The 17,058-nt window shown below is 32.1% G+C and carries 9 protein-coding genes and 2 tRNA genes; 1 reads left to right on the forward strand and 10 read right to left on the reverse strand.

The genetic code is table 11. The features are described 5' to 3' along the window. Positions 1-832: 832 nt before the first annotated feature. The 5 genes from M4I23_RS00005 to trxA form a co-directional block, all read right to left on the reverse strand. Positions 833-906: transfer RNA gene (locus tag M4I23_RS00005), tRNA-Asp, on the reverse strand. A 233-nt stretch (positions 907-1,139) separates the two neighbouring features. Then, positions 1,140-1,213: transfer RNA gene (locus tag M4I23_RS00010), tRNA-Asp, on the reverse strand. Between the two features lie 81 nt (positions 1,214-1,294). Further along, entirely contained in the window at positions 1,295-2,224 is a 930-nt protein-coding gene (locus M4I23_RS00015) for a DUF58 domain-containing protein (RefSeq protein WP_249753025.1), read from the reverse strand. 107 nt (positions 2,225-2,331) lie between these two features. After that, positions 2,332-2,877: a ClpP family protease gene (locus M4I23_RS00020; protein WP_158845515.1), complete on the reverse strand. Its 546-nt coding sequence runs from the start codon at positions 2,875-2,877 to the stop codon at positions 2,332-2,334. 85 nt (positions 2,878-2,962) lie between these two features. Further along, the gene (gene trxA, locus M4I23_RS00025) at positions 2,963-3,280 is read right to left on the reverse strand and encodes a thioredoxin (RefSeq protein WP_042496930.1); all 318 of its coding nucleotides are present in this window, start codon (positions 3,278-3,280) and stop codon (positions 2,963-2,965) included. A gap of 549 nt (positions 3,281-3,829) precedes the next feature. Between trxA and M4I23_RS00030 the strand changes: the two genes are divergently transcribed. Continuing rightward, positions 3,830-5,416 carry a hypothetical protein gene (locus M4I23_RS00030; RefSeq protein ID WP_249753026.1) on the forward strand — a complete coding sequence of 529 codons (1,587 nt, stop codon included), beginning with the start codon at positions 3,830-3,832 and terminating at the stop codon, positions 5,414-5,416. A 400-nt stretch (positions 5,417-5,816) separates the two neighbouring features. Here the strand turns inward: M4I23_RS00030 and M4I23_RS00035 are convergent, their stop codons facing one another. The 5 genes from M4I23_RS00035 to dnaE form a co-directional block, all read right to left on the reverse strand. Continuing rightward, the gene (locus tag M4I23_RS00035; RefSeq protein WP_249753027.1) at positions 5,817-7,571 is read right to left on the reverse strand and encodes a hypothetical protein; all 1,755 of its coding nucleotides are present in this window, start codon (positions 7,569-7,571) and stop codon (positions 5,817-5,819) included. Continuing rightward, positions 7,559-8,776: a DUF4249 domain-containing protein gene (locus M4I23_RS00040; RefSeq protein ID WP_249753028.1), complete on the reverse strand. Its 1,218-nt coding sequence runs from the start codon at positions 8,774-8,776 to the stop codon at positions 7,559-7,561. Before M4I23_RS00040 ends, M4I23_RS00035 begins: the two co-directional genes overlap by 13 nt. Positions 8,777-8,778: 2 nt before the next feature. Next, on the reverse strand, positions 8,779-11,541 hold the full coding sequence (locus tag M4I23_RS00045) for a carboxypeptidase-like regulatory domain-containing protein (protein ID WP_249753029.1): 2,763 nt from the start codon (positions 11,539-11,541) through the stop codon (positions 8,779-8,781). Positions 11,542-11,550: 9 nt separating this feature from the next. Continuing rightward, complete coding sequence (locus tag M4I23_RS00050) at positions 11,551-12,282, reverse strand: hypothetical protein (protein ID WP_249753030.1); 732 nt, start codon at positions 12,280-12,282, stop codon at positions 11,551-11,553. Positions 12,283-12,449: 167 nt separating this feature from the next. Continuing rightward, on the reverse strand, positions 12,450-16,838 hold the full coding sequence (gene dnaE / locus M4I23_RS00055) for a DNA polymerase III subunit alpha (protein ID WP_249753031.1): 4,389 nt from the start codon (positions 16,836-16,838) through the stop codon (positions 12,450-12,452). Positions 16,839-17,058: the final 220 nt, after the last annotated feature.

The following is a 17,058-nucleotide window of genomic DNA, read 5'->3' on the forward strand; positions in this document are numbered from 1 at the left end:
TTAATCCCTTCAAAATCTAAACTAATCAACCTCTGTATGAACGTTACCGCTTTAAAATTTTTACCTTTTTTAGCGGGGTGCAAATATACATGCCTTTTTGATTCTAACAACCTTTTTAGGAAGGTTTTTTGGATTAAATTAAACATAAATTTTAACAAACTAATTACTAGTCGTTTACTAACAAAACAATATCAAAACATATTGCCTCTCGAGATAAAGATATACAAGAAGCTGATAAATCGATAAAACACACCTTGAAAGCATTAATCGATTAAGATGAATTAAACTAGTTATAAGTATTCATTATTATAGACATAATAACAATTAAACTATTGAATAGGTCAAAAAGAAGGCGTTTATTTTTTTAATCATTATCTCAATTTAGAAAAAAAAGGGATAAGCTATATTAAAACCTATCGCATACACCTAACAATATCTAAAGATAAAGCTTCTATTTTTAGTTGTATTAGCAAAATGGAGCATAAAGATGAAGACTGTTCGTTTTTAATAGTTCTAAAGTCACCGCAAAAAAGTAGATATCAAAGATAAAAAAACCACAACTACTTTGATCTTAGAAATTCAATACTTCTACCTAATCTTAGAAAGCTAAAACAAAAAATTTTAATCAAGACTCCTTTAAAGTTAAAAAATCAAAACCTCTCTAAAACAAAAAAGCATCCCAATCTTCTTCACAGAAAAAAGGAAAGCTTCTCATTGGTTTACCAAAGTAAATTTGATAAAACTACTTCCCCGAATAAATTCGGGAACAACACAACTTCTTATTGCCAAAAAAAGCCCTAATTTCTCAGAGCTTCTTTGTTTGCAATTTTAGCGGTCTGGACGGGACTCGAACCCGCGACCTTCGCCGTGACAGGGCGACATTCTAACCAGCTGAACTACCAGACCGTTGCTTTATTGCGAGTGCGAATATACACTATTATTATAATCTAAACAATTTTAACTTTACAATTAAAACAAAAAAGCATCCCAATCTTCTTTACAGAAAAAAGGAAAGCTTCTCATTGGATTACCAAAGTAACTTTGGTAAACTACTTTCCCGAATAAATTCGGGAACAACACAACTTCTTATTGCCAAAAAAAGCCCTAATTTCTCAGAGCTTCTTTGTTTGCAATTTTAGCGGTCTGGACGGGACTCGAACCCGCGACCTTCGCCGTGACAGGGCGACATTCTAACCAGCTGAACTACCAGACCGTTGCTTTATTGCGAGTGCAAAGATACACGCTTTTTTGAATCACACAAACTTTTTTTATTATTTTTTTTAAAAAAAATTCATCAAACAAACCGCTGCCGCTCTACAATGTAGGTTGTCAGTATGTTATTGAAATTTTTATTTATATCCGCTTCAACATATTTTATTTTGTATTGTGCACATTTCAATTTTAAATCTGAAAAGTAATTATTTACCGTTTGACTATAATTATCCTTAATAGAATCGGCATAAAGGTTAATATGCTCGCCAGTTTCAACATCAATAAAACGTTTTGGTTTATTATCAAAATCGAAATTCAACTCCTTTTCTTTATCAAAAACATGAAATAAAACCACTTCATGCTTATTATATTTTAAATGGCGTAATGCTTCAAAAAGCTTTCCCTCGTCTTCGGATGTTTGAAACATATCAGTAAATAAGAAAATTAAAGAACGTCTATGAATGTTTTCTGCTATTTCATGCAAATACTTATACGTTTCGGTTTGCTTGTTTAGAGGTCTCGATAGCACCGAATTACTCAACTCGTGTAAAAGCATTTGATGGTGGCGTTCACTCCCCTTTTCCGAAGTATAAAAATCATAAGCATCACTATAAATACTTAAACCAACAGCGTCACGTTGTTTTTTTAGCATATGCATTAAAGCAGCAGCTGCCAATGCCGAAAAACTAATTTTATTTAATTTATCAATCGAAAAACTATCTAGTTCTGGATAATGCATCGAACTACTATTATCCAATATAATATGGCAACGCAAATTCGTTTCATCATCATAACGTTTGGTATAAAGCTTTTCTGTTTTAGCAAAGAGTTTCCAATCTATATGTCTTGTACTTTCACCTGGATTATAAATTTTATGCTCTGCAAACTCCGCCGAAAATCCATGAAACGGACTTTTATGCATACCAGCAATAAACCCTTCGACTACCTGTTTTGCAAGTAATCCAAGATTTTTAAAACCTTCTGCCTTATTTAGCTCGTTTTGTAAATTCATAATAACCAGAGTTTAAATACTTAATTTATAAAACCACAAAACAGACCTTATTGTGAAGTTTAATTCAACAACCCAGTCTGTTTTATAGTTTCTAAAATTTTATTCTTTTATTTAGCAATGCCATCTACAATACCATAAGTTACAGATTCTTCTGCACCCATCCAATGATCGCGATTAAAATCCTTCATTACTTTCTCAAAAGTTTGTCCGCAATTATCAGCCAAAATTTTCGCACTTAATTCTTTAGTAATCACGATTTCTTTAGCAGTAATTTCGATATCACTAGCTTGTCCACGCGCACCGCCGCTTGGTTGATGTATCATAACACGAGCATGAGGTTGGATGAAGCGTTTTCCTTTTTGTCCTGCCGATAAAATTAACGATCCCATAGAAGCTGCAAAACCAGTACAAACTGTAGAAACCTCACTTTTTAAAGCCTTAATACAATCGTAAACAGCAAAACCAGAGGTTACGTAACCACCTGGACTGTTAATATAAAGCGTAATATCTTCAGTACCCAAAGCATCTAAATACATTAACCTATCTACAACATGCTTTGCAGAATCATCATCAACCTGTCCCCACAAAAACACTTTACGCTGCTCTATAAAATTACTATCTATTGCGTCTTGAATTTTTTTATGTCCACTCATCTTTTTAATATCTTTTAATTTTCATCTAAAATAAAAAAAGGTTCACCATTACGGCAAACCTTTTCAATTTTTATTTTACTATATGCTATAATAATGCATCGATCGCTTCTGCGTAAGTTGCTTTAGGTGCTACACCAACTTGACGACCAACAACTTCTCCGTTTTGAAAAACCAAAACTGTAGGAATGTTACGCACTCCGTATTTTGCAGCAAATTCCTGATTTGCATCTACATCTACTTTACCAACAACGGCTTTTCCTTCGTACTCGCTGCTAATTTCTTCAATAACTGGTCCAACCATTCTACATGGTCCACACCAAGCTGCCCAAAAATCAACTAATACCGGTTTATCACTTTTTAAAACCGTTTCCTCAAACGTTGCATCCGTAATTTCTAATGCCATAATATTTATATTTTTATATGTTCTTAATTCATTTTAATAACACAAATTTAGTCAAAAAATTACCGATTCCTTACAAAGCTATCATTTGTTTTACCTATAATGGCATTGAGTACAGTTATTTAATAGTGAATTTAGGCACAACCACAAGGGGACACTGCTTTCACTACTCGTTCGATCCTTTGCTTAAAAAACTTAAACATACCTTGTCATTCCTAGTGTGAGGCATAATATCTAACCAAGATTATTTATTGAAAATTAAAAAACAACCAAAAAACACAAACTTCTAACTAATAGTGTTTTATATCAAATTCAACTAACCATATCATAGGCACATAAATACTCTCCTATTTTTATTTCTGAATATAACAAAAAATTAAAGACCAGTAAAATATGGATTTTAACACAAATTAACACTTGTTAGAAATAGTAAAAACCGATAATAAAAAAAAACAAGGACGTATTGCATAAGACGATAACAAACATAAGTTAATATATTTTTTATATATTACAACCGCTATTTACAGCACAAATCTTAAAATAAACCTATTTATGTACAAAAAAATCACCCTAGCATTTGCATTGATTACTTATGCTTTTTCTTTTTCACAAAATGCCAATTTAGACAGAGAATACTTTGAAGTAGCTTATGTTAAGCTGCCATCTAAACCAATATTAGAAGATAGTAAACGAACATATACTTCTAACAAAAGAGCCATTTCCATTTCAGGATTTTCTAGAGTTAAATCTAATGGCACCATAGATGTCAACTATACATTTAACGGAACTAATATTGGAAATGTAGATATTATAAAAACAAAACACGAAACAAAAGACAAAGATGGTAAAGTAACTTCTACAAGTTATACTTATGCAGCACATAATACTTATTCTTCATCAGGTAGCTTATCAATAAACAATTCTGTGGTTTTAGAAAATAGTTTTGAAAAAACCTATTCAGAAAAAGATGATTACGTAAGTAGCTCATTCAAATCATACAAACAAGCACAAGACTACTACAACAACAATCGTTATAATATAAAAAAAACACACTCTACCAAACACCAGCAAAATATCCTTTCTTCAATTAATAGTAGTCTAAATAGCACGTATGGCTATGTGAAATCTAGCACTAGCAATGAGAATTTTTGGATTTTAGGAACTAAAAAACATCCAGAATATCCAAAACACATGGAAGCCTACGAAACCATGAAAGCTGCTTTTTCAAAAATGAAATACAACGAATCTACAGCTGATTTAAAAGCTGAACTTGAACCAGTAATAGATTACTTCAATAGCTTAATACCTGTTTACGAAGGGCCTAAGAAAAAAATGAAGAAAATGAGATATGCTAGTTATTACAATTTAGCTAAAATATACTATTACTTAGATATGCCAGAAGAGTCAAAAATATTTGGTCAAAAATTAATTGACAATGATTATGATAAATCAGACGGTAAAAACTTTATAAGAATCTCTGATAATCTATTAAGTAAATTTAAAGCAAACGAAACGGACAATAGGCACTTTGAAGTTGTAACTGAAGACCTTACGAATATCGAAGATGAACCAGAGGCTGAAGAAGAATCAGTTTCAGATAATAAATTAGAATTAGTTAAGGCTTATTTAATATCTAAAGCCGGAGACACCACTTTAGTAGACATGGAAACTAAAGATATTAAACAAATTGCTTATGAATTAAGAACAGTGCAATATACTACAGACGGTACGCCTATTGGCACAGAAGTTAAAAGCGCTAAAGGTTTTAACGAAGTTCTTTTTGTTGATGGTACACATTACAAAAATATAGCTTTCAAAGAATCTTCTGTAAAAGGAGATGCAGTAAACGCTGGCCAATTATTACTAGGAGGTTCATCAGAAAAGCTTTGTAAAATATTATATGAATCAGAAAAATTGAACTTATACCTTTTTAACAATGAAGAAACTGTAATATTTACTCCTGGAAGTAAAAAAGGCAAATCTACTTTATCTACAGGTTTTGTATTTGGGTTTAAAAAGAACCTTATTAAACTTGCGGAAGGATGTGCTTCTTTAATTGAAAAAGCAGAAAACAAAGAATTCAAAAATACTCCAGAAGATTTAATCAAATTCGCTAAAGAACTTGCTTCTTGTGAATAGTAGGTATAGTTTTTTGTAAAATTAAAAAGGTGTTACTAAATATTTAGTAACACCTTTTTAATTTTACAAAAATAAGCAGCACCTTTAATTCTTTTAAACATTTTGTTTATTGTATAACTAATTCAACTTATACTTAACATCTTGCGCTTCTAATTCAGTTATAAGTTCCTGAGAAACTTTAACCTTTTGCTTTCTACTAATCATAGGCAATTTAATTTTCTCTTTCATATCATAAACTAAAAAATTAAGCGCCTGACTTCCTGGGCGCTCATTTAATAAATAATTATAGTGCTACTAAATGAGTCGGGCTTTCACTATTCACCCCCTTCTATCGTATGGAAGCTTAAACATGCCGTTCAACCCCTAGCGCTATTTAGAATAGGTTGTAAATTTTGTACTTTTAATTGCCAACCTTAAATACACGCTTAGATTTAATGTAATCACCATTTACAGAATACCCTTCTAGAACGATTATAAAATCTCCGGTAACATCCGATGTGTAAAATTCTATTGTATTATTTTCTTTTTTCAACTCTAAATTTGGAACCCACAATAATTGCGTTCTGTAATCGGGAATTCTTTTTAAACTTTCGTTTTCAACAGTATAATTAGGATGATAATATAATTTTGACACTTGCGGAGCCTCAAGATTAAATACTACTAAACCTTCATTATTATGTAAAGGCCTAAAATCTCCCTTTTTTGTTTTAAAGTCTAAAACACCATTATAAATTACCGGTCCAGAAAAATAAATACCGCGCACTAAACTTATAGATTCTATTTTATCACAATCAAAATCTACTATATCTGCATTATCCTGAATTAAATACCCATCAACTAAAACTAATGGATCATAATCTTTAAAGGCGCTATTCTTAAATTCTACTAACGCATTAACCCTAAAACTATAACCTTCCTTAGACTCTCGAATAGCCGCGTTTTGAATAACCTCAACGAATGTTTCTCTAACCGTTGAAAACCTTTTATAATCATCCAAAACATAAGTTAGGGATGGCTTATCGTAAAAAACACCTTTAGGCACCCTATACACAATACTGTCCTTTTTAGAGTTAGCATAAGCATTCTCTATTTGTCTACGAATACTTTGTTTTAACAACCACGGCTTAATACTAGTATCTAACTTAACCTCATTAAACTTTAAATCCTTAGAATATAAAAATAATTTTGAATCTAAAACAACATCATATTGATCTCTATCAACATCTTGCACCTGAATTAAAGCTTCCGCATCTTTATAGTTTTCATATAGATTGAAGTAAAAGGCTCCAATATCGTTTGTTTTAACATTCTTAAAAATATAATCTTTTCCGGGTAATACTAATGTTACAATTTTACCTGCAGCAGACGTTCCATCTTTTTTATTTAACACTTTACCAGAAATAATTTCACTCCTAATTTCAGGCAGATAAAAACCATTGATTTCTTTTACGCTTTCATTAACTTGTTCATCCTGATTAAGTTTTAAAGAATTAATTTTTTTAATAGAAAGGGAATAATTCCCCTTATAGACATTTGCCAAATTACTTTTCAAATTAACCACAACCTTACTTCGTGTTGCGTAAGATTGCTTTTCTATATCAAGACTTATTTTATCAACTTGATTATCGAGATTATTTGTTACATTTTCATTTCTTATTATATGTACCGTGTTTTTAGTATTATTTTGATTTTCTTGAAACAACATACCATTTACAGTAAACGGATTTATTACATAAATATCCTTTACGAAAAATGGTGAGGAGACATTATTCTCCATCCATTTAGTATAACCTAATAATTTATAGTGTCCCGTATTAATACTAGATGGCATAAAAAAATCACTACTTGCTAATCCTTTTTCTAAATTTAATTTATGTTCAAATAGCAAATAATTATTTGCGCCAATTAACTGTACATACCCAACATTACTAACATCACTTGGTTTATTGTTTGTTGTTAAACTATAAAATTTATAATACAGAGTTTCGCCTGCCAAATAAACACTTTTATTAGTATGAACAACAACTTTTTCAGTTGGTATTACTTTTCTAACCTTGCTTAGCTGTTCTTTACTTATTTGTCCCGAAGCCTGAATAAAAAACAGGCACACCACGATACCTATAAAAACCTGTATTTGTTTAATTAATCTTCCCAAAATCCTGGTTTTATGTTAGATGCAAAAGTTGAACAATCTCCACATTCAGGATCAACAATCTCATAAAGAGTACCAAAACCTGAAATATATTTAAACGGAGGATTATCTGTTAATAACGTTAATAAAATTGACCTTTCATCAAGCTGATATGGATCCAAACTACCTACTTTATCATAATCAAGTAATCTTACCTCACAATCAAAATAATACGGCGGTAAAACAAAATTAAAATCGGCATAATTAAAATAAATTCTTTTTGAAGTAACCGTAGATACGTCGAAAAAACCAATAACTTTTTCTTCTAAACTTTCTTCCGAAAAAATATTTCCTTGAACAAAACCAGGTTGACTAGTTACAAATACACTTTCGCTATCTCCTCCTAATTCTTTCAAAATTTTATAAAAGTTATTAGCATCGGCCGATTGCACATACTGCTTAACCAAAATACTATATCGATCTCTCAAAAAAGGGCTGTTCTCCGAAATGAACTTAATTGGAAATCTCGAAACTCTGTTTTCACTTAAACTACTTACACTCATGAGAAGAATTTCGGTAGAAGCATTTGTGCTGTAGCAATTTTCTTGATCTGCGGGCCTTTCAATAATATCAATATCATAAGCACGCTCATTATCTATACCTTGTATATTAGAAACAGAAATATCTTGAAATCTAAAATATGGGGTTACAATTTTATAAGTCTCTTCATATTCATATCTAAAAAATGCAGCTCCATCTAAATCATTATTACTATCGACTAAAACCTGAACTCCACGCACCTCATCCGAACTCCCCAATTCTGCAAACAAATTTTCCAGCTCTGCTTTAGGAGCCAACACTTCAGAATTAGAATAGTACTTTTTACCATCGGAAGTTGTAATTAATAATTTATAGCTTTCATCTTTAATAGCTTGAAATTGTTCATCTGAATAAAAAACTCCCTCACCAACATGATGGAAATTATAAGTTTTACCACTAGTTGCAATCTGTACACTGGCACCAGCATCAAAAACCGGTGTATCACTTTCTAAAAGAAAAGTACGTGTAACTTTTACTTCTTGAATTTTAAATTCATCTGTTATTGTAGCTTCAACCACCAAAACATTTTTAAAATTTTCGGTTGATAAAGGAATTTCTTCTGTACAACTAAAAAGAACATAAAAGCCAAACAACAAAAAAACATGAGTATATAATTTATTTAATTTCATTTTTAAAATTTAAAATTATAAGTTACTGTAGGAACAGGAATAGAAAATATGGATGATTTGTAAGCCTTAATTTCTCCTGAATTATTTACAAAAAACACAGAGTACGGATTATTTCTACCTAACACATTATAAACTGAAATATTCCAAAAACTATGAGCCAATTTTACGTTTTTATGGTTCCCTTCAATATTTACTCCTAAATCCAAACGATAATAATCAGGGATTCTATGTTCATTTCTATCACTATACAAAACATGCTCACTATTGTTGTAATTATATTTCCCTATTGGGTATGTAATTGGCCTTCCCGTTTGACAGTTAAAATTTAAGGAAAAACTATAACGTTTGGTAAGTCTGTAATTTGAAATTATACTAAGGTCGTGCGGTCGGTCTTGGTTTGCAGAAAAATACTCACCATTGTTTACTTGATTACTTAAAATATCACTATCGAGTTTAACAAAAGATCGAGAATATGAATATCCTATCCATCCATTAAATTTACCCTTTTCTTTTTTTAATAGCACTTCTGCTCCGTATGCCTTGCCTTTACCTTGAAGCAATTCTGTTTCTATATCTTCATTTAAAAACACCTGAGCTCCAGTTTTAAAATCTAATAAATTATTCATTTTCTTATAATACCCTTCAAGACTTAACTCATACAAACCGTCTTCAAAGTTTTTAAATACTCCAAAAGAATACTGCTCGGCACGCTGAGGCTCTATATTCAAATCTGACAACTTCCATGAATCTACAGGCGAAGCTGTTGAATTTGTAGACAGTAGATGTGAGTACTGAATGGTTTTATTATAACCAGCTTTTATCGATAAATCTGGCTTCAATTCATATCGAGCAGAGATTCTGTATTCGGGACCTCCATAAGTTTTAATTACCTCGTTTTTGCTATATGTTTTAGCTTCAATAATAGACTCTTCGCTTTTAGGTTGCGATACATCATAAATATTTTGAGTACTTGCTCCTAAAGCGGCGTATATAGAGTACCTAAACCCGACATCTAATAATAATTTCTTATTCACTTCAATTAAATCTGAAATAAAAACAGCAGATTCTAAACCTTTTTCTTGATCAATACTTTGCCTTTCAATTACAGACTCGTCTCCTAAAGCCTCAATACTACCTGGTTTTACAGAGTAAAACTTACTACTAAAACCATATCCGAATTTATGTTTTTTATTGTGTAAATATTTTGCATTTAGTTTCAATTCTGTCTCATTAATACTGTAACCATAATCAAAATTTCGATTAAAATCACCATCGTAAACGATATTAAACTTATACTCACTTGTTGCCAATTGCAATGTTGCTCTATTTTTTTTATCAAATTCATGACTCCATTTTAATGAAGCGAGCTTATTACTGTATTCATAAATAGAATCTGAAGTAATACTAAACTGGTCGTTACTAAAATAACCTGTTCCCTGTATATCGTTTTTATCATTAATTTTATGATTATATTTTAAAATAGCATCATAAAAATTAGCTTTACTATTTTTAATAGACTCCTCGGAAACAGCTTTAAGAACCCAATCTGAATACGTTGCTCTAACCCCTGCCAAAACCGAAGCCTTACCTTCAACAACTGGTATTTCTAACATTAAATTCCCCGTTATAGGACCAATATTACCTTCACCAGAAAATTTTTTATTATTAGCTTCCTTAGTTGAAATATCTATTACTGATGAAAGTCGACCACCATACTCGGCAGGTATACTCCCTTTATAAATATTTACACTTCCTGTAGCAAAAGGATTAATAGCAGAAAACACACCAAAAAAGTGAGAAGGATTATACATGGTAGCACCATCAAAAAGTATTAAATTCTGATCAACTTTACCTCCTCTAACATTATAACCTAATGCGCCTTCGCCAGCCGTTTTTATACCCGGCATTGTTGTAGCCACCTTAAGCACATCGCGCTCACCCAATACTAACGGAATGTTTTTTATGCCTTCCACTTCTATTCTGGTAACACCAACTTCGGCTTTTCTAATATTATCATCCCTACCAGATTCTATAACGACCTCATCAAGATATTCTGCAGATTCTGACAGTATAAAATCTAAGATTCCTTCTCCATAAACCAAAAGTGTTCTGCTTGTTTTACCGTAAGAAAGCGAAGAAGTTTCTAATATATTTTCTCCTAAAGGAAGCTCCAAAGTATAAAACCCAGATGCATTTGTAGTTGTGTTGATGTTTTTATCTTTCACATACAAAACCAAGTTATCTATACCCTTAAAGGTATTAGCATCTCTAATATACCCCGAAATAGAAACCTTATCTATATTACGATTTTTAGCCTCTTTACCGATAGGTATAATTTTATTACTATTAAATGAACTAGGTTTATATTGTTTTTGAAAAACAGGTGTTTTATTAATACTAGCCACGACAGGACTAGATTCATCTGTTTTAACAATCCCGTTTAAACCAGGAGGTAAATGATCTATAATAGCATTATTTTTAGTTAAAATAACTTTCCCTTCAAATAATAGAAAATTAATAGGTGTCTCTTCTAATAGTTCGGTTAAAACATAATCTAAGGTTGTATTTGTAAATGATTTTGTAACGGTAGAATCATCAAACCAACCTGCTTCAAAATAAAACTTATAATCAACTTTTTTCTCAAGATCTTTAAGCGCTTCTAACCTATTAACATTAATAAACTCTATTGTTATCTCTTTATTTGTTTGACAGATGATAGTTTGTGCCACCAAAACCAATAACCAAGTAAATACTGTTCTAATCATATTACAATTTTACTTTTCTAAATTATTTAATTGATTAAAAAGCTTTTCGTAGAACAACTCTTTATCTGTTTTATAGAGTCGATTATTTTTATTGTAAAATGTCTGAATTTCTTTTTTTCTTATGGGTATTGCCTTTACTAAATCTTTTTTAGAATTGATTTTAAAAAATTGATCCTCAAAACACAAAACATAAGTTGCTTTCTCACTAAACTTATAATAAAGTTTATTGTCTTTAATTATTTTATGTTTCTCTTTTTTTAATTTAACATACAACTTGTATTTACTGGTAGCATTGTGAATTTCTTTAAAAAACCCATTACCATAAAAAGAGGATAAACCTTCATTTATTGTTAATCGAACAAATTTAGAATCACCTAAAAAAAACGATTCAACCATACTAGAGTTTAATTGTAAATAATTAACCTTTTTATTTACAAACTCTAAAATTATTAAATCGTCTAAGAGATTATACTTCAATTTTAAATTAAAATATGGCTCACCAGCATAAACGACGGTACCATTAAAAAAATCATAACTTTGATAAAACTTATTATTATCTGTATCCCAACATCTATAGATATCAAAATATTCTAACCCGTTATAAATACTTCTATTCTCTTCTTTAGAGAAAGAATCTAAAACACTATAATAATCCGGGTTTTTATCAATAGAATTAGGTTGCGAAGCCAGCAAATTAGAAGAAAACAAGCAAACTAAATACAGTAAGAGCAATGGCCTCATAAAACTTTCTATTATAACATATACTTAAACAAAATAAAAAACAGCCATTTTAATGACTGTTTAAAAAGATATTAGCTAGTGAGCTAAACTATGCACATATTTCAACAAAAACAAGAAAACAGTAAGAATTATTAACCAAAAAGTTGAATTCACTGAAAAAAATCAAACTAATTCAACTTATACTTAACATCTTGCGCTTCTAATTCGGTTATAAGCTCCTGAGAAACTTTAACCTTTTGCTTTCTACTAATCATGGGCAATTTAATTTTCTCTTTCATATCATAAACTAAAAAATTAAGCGCCTGACTTCCTGGGTGCTCATTTAATAATTCTTTTAACGCCATGATTTTTTGCTCCGTTAAATCTTTTATATTTATTTGAATAGATAATTTTTTAGCGTAATTCTCCATTACATCATGCAATAGTTGAAAACTATTAAACTGTAGTCGTGGATCACTTTTTTTACCTGTATCCTTATTAGTCCAACCTTCTCGAACAAAGGTTTTCACAAACACAAAACTATTAATCATAAAAAAGTGTCGAAACTTTAAATACTCTTCACCAAAAACTCGGAATTCAAAACTATCAGTATAATCTTCAATAGTAAATAACGCCCAACCTTTACCTTGCTTACTTACACGGTGTTGCACATCTGTAACTACGCCTCCAAAAACAATTTCACGGTTTACGTAAAGATTTAAATCATTAAACATCCCAATAGTACCGTTACAAAAAGTTTTCATTTCTGTTTTAAAGTCGTCGAGCGGATGTCCAGAAATATAAACCCCAACAACTTCACGCTCTTTGCTTAGTTTTTCCATAGTTCCCCACTCTTCACAAGGCGGAACTTCGGGTTCAGGTATTTGCACATCACTAGCTTCTCCAAATAAACTTACTTGCGCAGAGTTCTCGTTTTCTTTATGCTTGTGCGCGTATTTTATTGCTTTTTCTAAAAAGGTAATACCATCGCCATCATCATGAAAATACTGTGCACGATGCGTATCAGATAATCCATCAAAACCACCAGCTAAAGCTAAATTTTCAAAAGCTCTTTTATTAGCTGCACGTAAATCAATACGTTTAGCAAAATCGAAAATAGATTTATATGGGCCATCTTTTTCTCTATGTTCCACAATCGTCATTACAGCTCCATGCCCTACTCCTTTAATAGCCCCCATTCCAAAACGAACCGCATAATCTTTATTTACAGAAAATTTATAAAACGACTCATTTATATCTGGACCAAGAACGGCTAACTTCATACGTTTACATTCCTCCATAAAAAATGTAACCTGCTTAATATCGTTCATATTATTCGACAAAACAGCTGCCATATATTCCGCAGGATAATGTGCTTTTAAATAAGCCGTTTGATAAGCAATCCAAGCATAACATGTGGAGTGCGATTTATTAAATGCATAACTCGCAAAGGCTTCCCAATCCTTCCAAACTTTCTCTAAAATTTTAGCATCATGTCCATTAGCACTGGCTTGCTCAATAAACTTAGGTTTCATTTTATCAAGTACGGCAATTTGCTTTTTACCCATCGCCTTACGTAAAACATCGGCTTCACCTTTAGTAAAACCCGCAAGACTTTGAGACAGTAACATTACTTGCTCTTGGTAAACTGTAATACCATAAGTTTCCTTTAGGTACTCTTCCATCGCTGGTAAATCGTACTCAATATCCTCGTCACCATGTTTTCTACGAACGAAACTTGGAATATATTCCATTGGTCCTGGACGATACAAGGCATTCATGGCTATTAAATCTTCAAAAACTGTTGGCTTTAAATCTTTAAGGTGTTTTTGCATCCCTGGAGATTCATACTGGAATACACCAACTGTTTCTCCACGTTGGAATAAAGCATATGTTTCTTCATCATCTAAAGGAAAAGTATCTGGATCAAGCAAAATATCATGCTTGGCTTTTACAATTTTAACGGTATCTTTAATTAGGGTTAATGTTTTTAACCCCAAGAAATCCATTTTTAGTAATCCGGCATCTTCCACCACCGAGTTATCAAACTGGGTGACATATAAATCGGAATCTTTTGCCAACGAAACCGGTACGAATTTGGTAATATCATCGGGTGTAATAATAACACCACAGGCATGAATACCTGTATTTCTTACCGAACCTTCCAGTGTTCGAGCTAGATTTAAAGTTTCGGCTTGTAAATCACTACCATCGGCAATATTGAGAAGTTCATTGACTTTTTCTAAATCCTCAGCTCTAAATTTTTTCCCTAATTCCTTTTCAGAAAGACCAAAAATCTTTCCAAGTTTAGACATATTCGGAATTAATTTTGCAATTCTATCGGCATCAAACAACGGTAAATCTAGTACACGTGCGGTATCACGAATAGACGACTTTGCTGCCATGGTACCGTAGGTAATAATTTGTGCTACTTGGTTAGATCCATATTTTTCGATTACGTAATCCATAACACGACTTCGACCTTCATCATCAAAATCGATATCGATATCGGGCATACTTACACGATCGGGATTTAAGAAACGCTCAAAAAGCAAATCGTATTTAAGCGGGTCAATATTTGTAATCCAAAGGCAATATGCAGCCACAGAACCTGCCGCAGAACCACGACCAGGCCCAACGGAAACATCCATTTTTCTGGCTTCACGAATAAAATCTTCAACAATAAGGAAATATCCTGGATATCCTGTTTTTTCAATTACGCCTAACTCAAAATCGAGACGCTCAACAACTTCTTCCGATAGTTCTTCGCCATAACGTTTTTTAGCACCTTCATATACTAAATGATTTAAAAAGGCATTCTCACCTCGTTTTCCACCATCGGCTAAATCTTCAATGTGTTTAAATTTTTCTGGAATATCAAAGGCTGGCAATAATACATCACGCGCCAATTGATAAGCTTCCACTTTATCGACAACTTCTTGCACATTAGAAATAGCTTCAGGAACATCCTTAAAAATCTGCTTCATTTCATCGGGAGACTTAAAATAATACTCCTGATTTGGCATACCATAACGATAACCACGTCCGCGACCAATTGGTGTTGCTTGTTTTTCACCATCTTTTACACACAATAAAATATCGTGAGCGTTAGAATCGCCTTTCTTTCTATAATAGGTATTATTTGTGGCTATTAATTTAACCTCATGCTTTTTTGCTAACGAAATTAACGTTGGGTTTACACGATCTTCATCTTCTTGATTGTGGCGCATTAACTCCACATACAAATCGTCGCCAAATTGTTCTTTCCACCAAATTAAGGCTTCTTCGGCTTGATTCTCACCAACGTTAAGAATTTTACTTGGTACTTCACCATATAAATTCCCTGTTAAAACAATTAAATCTTCTTTATATTCTTCAATTAACTTCTTATCAATCCTTGGCAAATAATAAAACCCATTTACAAAGGCATGAGATGATAATTTAGCTAGATTATGATAACCATTTTTATTTTTTGCGATTATCACAATTTGATAACCGTTATCCTTTCGCGACTTATCTAAATGGTTCTCACACACAAAAAATTCGCAACCAATAATAGGTTTCATTTCTTTTGCAGTAACCGTCGCTCCAGTAATTTCTGCTTCTTTTCTTTTATTTTTTACACTCCCATTATGTTTGTTTACCGCATTCACGAAATGAAATGCTCCCATCATGTTTGCATGATCGGTAAGCGCAACAGCTTCCATATTATATTCCGCTGCAGCGGAAACAATATCCGCAACACCCATTGTAGATTGTAATACCGAAAACTGCGAGTGATTATGTAAATGCACAAAATCGACATCGGCTAAAGCAGATACGTTTTGCTTAATATCTTCGGAAGACAAACCGCTGCTTTCGCTTTTCTTTATGCCCTCTAGTATTTTAGAACTTTCGCGCTTTAAGTTTATGTGCTTTAAACCAATAAGATCAATGGTAGCCGGGTTTTTTTCATTAAAATCCTGAAAATACCCAGGCTCAACATCTAATTGCTCTTTGGTATATTCACCCAAACGTAACAACTCGAAAAAGCAACGCGTGGTTGCTTCCACATCGGCAGTAGCATTATGCGCTTCAGAAAAACCAACACCAAATAAATGTTCGTGTAATTCTGATAACGTTGGCAATTTAAACTTACCATAACGTCCACCAGGAATCTGGCATAAATTAGCTGTATGTTCCGTACAAGTATCTAAAACAGGCAGTTCTTGCAATGGGTTTTCTACATTGCCCCTCACAAACTCGGCACCCATAATATTTAAATCGAACTTTACGTTTTGGCCAACCACAAATTTAGTTTTCCCTAAAGCTTCATTAAATTTCTCTAAAACTTCAGCTAACGGAATACCTTGTTCTTGAGCTAAATCGGTAGAAATACCATGAATTTTCTCAGCATCATAAGGAATATTAAACCCTTCAGGTTTTACTAAATAATCTTCATGTTCAACACAATTCCCCATCTCGTCATGCAACTGCCATGCAATCTGAATACACCTTGGCCAGTTGTCGCTATCGGTTATGGGCGCATCCCAACGCTTTGGTAATCCTGTGGTTTCTGTATCGAAAATTAAGTACATGCTTTGCTTTGTTCTTTGAGGTTAAGCTGTTTAACTCCTATTAACCTTCTTTGTTATTTGAAGAAAATTTGAATATAAAAAGTTTATAAAAATACAGAGAATATTTTCTTTTTAGGGATGAAATGCTCAAGAGTTTTTAACAAATCTATTTTTAAAAGTAAGACCATTTTTATTAGACTTCATTTTAATTATTATATTTTTGAATCCATCTATACCATAC

The sequence above is a fragment of the Algibacter sp. L4_22 genome (genome assembly GCF_023473045.1).
Lineage (GTDB): Bacteria > Bacteroidota > Bacteroidia > Flavobacteriales > Flavobacteriaceae > Algibacter.